Below are 3490 nucleotides of genomic sequence, written 5' to 3'. Positions count from 1 at the left end.
TAGCCGACGCCGTCCTTCATGAAGAGCTTATTGCCGGATTTGAACTGGAAATAGGCGCGTTTTATACCAATAACAAACCCGGGAGGTTGTGGTCAGTCCGCCAGGTGATTGATGAAAAAGCCCACAAGAACCGCCATCAGCATATGCTAATTTATCGCACTGTAGGAGGCAGCGGAAAGGGGCAGTCTGGGTATTGCACTTACCAGGAATTCGCAGAGTGGGCAAAAGAGAAGATGGTGTAAATCCCACCAAATTATTTATACCCATTATTAATGGTTTCGTGCAGATCATGTTCTGTCAGATATTCTAAGAATGTCAGATCGCTCAAGTGCAAATTGCTACGTACAAATATGTGCGAAAATTAGGCTAACTGAATACAATTATACGTATTCAGTGATTTCAACTTTAAAGGGGCATCATGGGACGCCAAAGTGTAGACAGACAGATGGTAGTTGCTAGGGCTTATAGGAGCGCCTACAAGCAAGGCAGCGGCAATTTTAGGTGAGACTCACACAAGGTTTACGCTTTCGCAAGGGTTTAGTTTAAGCAGCAAAGAGCATGAAATACAGGTGCTATTCATCCACCTTTACCAGTCGTTATATGCAATCCTTGGGGGCGATAAGGCTGCAATGAAGCATTGGTTCTCAACTTAAAACAAACATTTGCGCGGTATACCCATGCAATTAGTCACACGTATTACCGGCCTGGCTGAAATAAATGCGTACCTGGATGCTATGCGAGCCAAGGTTTGAAGCCTCTTGAAGTAATCGGTCATTGTGGTGGCCTACGCGTGTATGAAGGCTCAGTAGACCGGCTAGTGGAATCTCAAGAAGAAGCGGCAACTTACGCTTTGGTGGATGGTCTTGAAGTTCAGGCGGTATTGGAGGATATACTTAAAGACTTCAAGCCGCCCTACCCTGAAGATATCGGCAAATACGACTACCTGATTAAAACCCCGTTCCGGTACCCACCTCTCAAACATGGATCACGATTTGGTACCTAGGCCGAGGCGAGCTATTTTTCGCAAGTGAAGATGAGCAAACATGCCTTGTCGAAGCAGCTTTTTATCGGTTTGTGTTCTTCGATGGTACGGAAACAGCATATCCTGGTAAAGCACATTCTGATCACCAGCTATTCTCTGGTCATGCAGAAACAGAAAAGTTAGTAGATTTGACGAAAGCTTCGGATGCTAACGTTATCGCCGAACTCGTAAGTAAAACGTCCTATGCGTATTCGCATGCTGTAGGCGGTGAAGCACGTAAGGCTGGTGCTGAGGTCATCAGATTTATATCAGCCAGGGCAGGTGAACGAATAAATGTGGCCATTGATACACCGGCAGTGATCACGTCGACAAAGCCGGAAAACATCACGGCAGTCCAGTGCGAAACATTACCGAGCGGCAAAATTTTAAGGTTTTCTCTGCCAAGACAACTCCCCGTGACATTTCGTATTAAACGATTTTATGTTGGTGGGCGGCTCCCCTACCCAGCTGCGTAAGGAAACGCATTTGTGCCTTAATAAATGAGTATGTTGTGTGTACACTCAGCTATAAGGTAATTTTGGACAGTGCATGATTCAGATTACAGACTACCCACAATTGGAAGCTATCTTATGGGACCAGAAAGGTCGCACTGAAATAAGCGACAAAGAAGCTTTCACCTACTATGAGAGCCGCTGGCGTTACCTGGATGAAGACCAGTTAACGGAAGCTGAGCGCGTCCTTATCGACCGGCTAATTGCAGAACAGGGCAACGGCCACTTTTTACCGGCAGACTGATGTGACTTATAAATATAAGCGACATGAAATCGTCGCAATGGCGTTGGCCATCTTCAACAAAGACTTTCTGCGCAAGAATCATGTTTTGGTTGGTGGTGATACCCGGATAGTAATGGAACTGGGCCAATACCGCGAATCGGGTAATATTGATTTTCTATGCTTAGATACTCAAAGTTTCCGAGCTGTAAGAGCTCAGGTCAGCACAACCAGCCTGGGGGAAATAACCACTAACCCTTTTGAGCTGGCGCGTGAGGTTATATGCGACCAGTACGGTATAAGGACGGTCATAAGCATAAACGGTATATCGTTGACGGTAGCGATTAAAAATCTCACAGGGTTTCGTTTAAAAAAAGCAATTAAAGCGCCCTTCCCCGCTGAATGTATTGACCGGTCAAGTTGTTATATCACCAAGATACTTTCACTTACTGACGGAGGGATGGCACCAGCCAAGACAGACTTTATCGATCTGTTGATGATGTTTCATCAATGGGGGGCGCCCCCACAAGAAGTCTGGGCGGAGGTAGATCGACATTACGGTACAACTTCGAAGCAAAAGCTACTTTGCGAGTTAAAAGGCTTTATAACAAACCCCGAACAAGTTTTAGCTGCCGCAACTCGACTGCAGATATATTCATCACAAGTTCACAACCAGCTTTTGAATAGCGCGAACGTGTGGAAAGACCAACTAATCAAACAATAGTGGTCGGTTTGTAAATCATTTAGGTCCATTCTTGCCGCTGCACTCTACGATCATCACACGCAAAACCCATTTCGTAAAACGGCTATCAAAACACACTTTTATGTCTACATTTTTTCACCACAAAGGTGAAAATGTGTAAACTAGCAAATTTATGCTATTATCTACACATAAATTCGCCTATGTGGAGAAAAAGTGTATATGAACTTTGCTCTTAAGGTTACTACTGCACTTCATCTTGCCATTAAAAACGGTCACTTCGGGATATTTACGACCCGCGATATCGGATTGGCAACAGAAGAAAGCGTAAATGACAATTTTCGAAAGAAGTTGTCCAAAGGTGTTTCAAAGAGATGGCTATTGAAAGTTTGCCGGGACATATATGCATTACCTGGCAATGAGCCTACAAAACGAGGAGTGCTTGAATATATTGCCTCTCGTTTGCACTGGGATAAATTTATCTATGTCAGCTTAGAAAGTGAACTTTCTAGACAAGGGATAATATCGCAAATCCCCTTTGGCTACCTTACCGTTATGACACAAGGGCGCAGTGGTAAAATAGAGACGCGATATGGGACAATCGAGTTCACGCACACAAGTCGCAAAAACCTGTCCGAGGAAGATGTGTATTATGATCCTGATACACGGATTTTTCGGGCCAGAGCCAAGCGTGCGATTGCTGATTTAAAGCGGGTCGGGAGAAATACGGACATGATAAATGAAGAGGTCGTCAATGATTAGTGATTTGGTCACTCGGGCAATTGAGAACAATCCACTATTGATAGGTGTAGCGGCCTGACATCTTATTTTGCCTGACCCGATTTTATCAGCATGTTCTGACCCACAATCATTGATTCTACCCTATGAGGCTGGCTCACTTTAATTAAGAATGGAACCACATTGATTAACACTGGGACTGATTTCATCGGCTTGGGCCCACTTTAATCGACTCTAAATTGGCAGTCCTGCTTCACGCATTTCAGCTGTCATTTCTTTCGCTCTATTTGGTTCTAGCC

At 44.5% G+C, this 3490-nt stretch carries 6 protein-coding genes and 1 pseudogene; all 7 read left to right on the top strand.

All coding sequences use genetic code 11. The features are described from left to right. A pseudogene (locus HHX48_RS18540) lies at positions 1 to 242 on the top strand (HPP family protein); the annotation flags it as partial. 435 nt (positions 243 to 677) lie between these two features. Further along, positions 678 to 752 (top strand): hypothetical protein, encoded by a 75-nt coding sequence (locus HHX48_RS18875; RefSeq protein WP_263406983.1) that lies wholly within the window; start codon positions 678 to 680, stop codon positions 750 to 752. A 65-nt stretch (positions 753 to 817) separates the two neighbouring features. Then, the gene (locus HHX48_RS18870) at positions 818 to 1003 is read left to right on the top strand and encodes a hypothetical protein (RefSeq protein WP_223858566.1); all 186 of its coding nucleotides are present in this window, start codon (positions 818 to 820) and stop codon (positions 1001 to 1003) included. A gap of 71 nt (positions 1004 to 1074) precedes the next feature. Beyond that, on the top strand, positions 1075 to 1497 hold the full coding sequence (locus tag HHX48_RS18865) for an RES domain-containing protein (RefSeq protein WP_317983527.1): 423 nt from the start codon (positions 1075 to 1077) through the stop codon (positions 1495 to 1497). Between the two features lie 73 nt (positions 1498 to 1570). Then, positions 1571 to 1777 carry a hypothetical protein gene (locus HHX48_RS18525; protein WP_191026735.1) on the top strand — a complete coding sequence of 69 codons (207 nt, stop codon included), beginning with the start codon at positions 1571 to 1573 and terminating at the stop codon, positions 1775 to 1777. A 1-nt stretch (position 1778) separates the two neighbouring features. Next, positions 1779 to 2477, top strand: a complete 699-nt coding sequence (locus HHX48_RS18520; protein ID WP_191026734.1) for a hypothetical protein — start codon at positions 1779 to 1781, stop codon at positions 2475 to 2477. 198 nt (positions 2478 to 2675) lie between these two features. Then, complete coding sequence (gene abiEi / locus HHX48_RS18515; protein ID WP_139758179.1) at positions 2676 to 3215, top strand: type IV toxin-antitoxin system AbiEi family antitoxin; 540 nt, start codon at positions 2676 to 2678, stop codon at positions 3213 to 3215. Positions 3216 to 3490 lie beyond the last annotated feature (275 nt).

It is taken from the genome of Salinimonas profundi (genome assembly GCF_014750655.1).
Lineage (GTDB): Bacteria > Pseudomonadota > Gammaproteobacteria > Enterobacterales > Alteromonadaceae > Alteromonas > Alteromonas profundi_A.
Note: the sequence above shows the minus strand (reverse complement) of the source record. Positions and strands in the feature narration are given on the sequence as shown.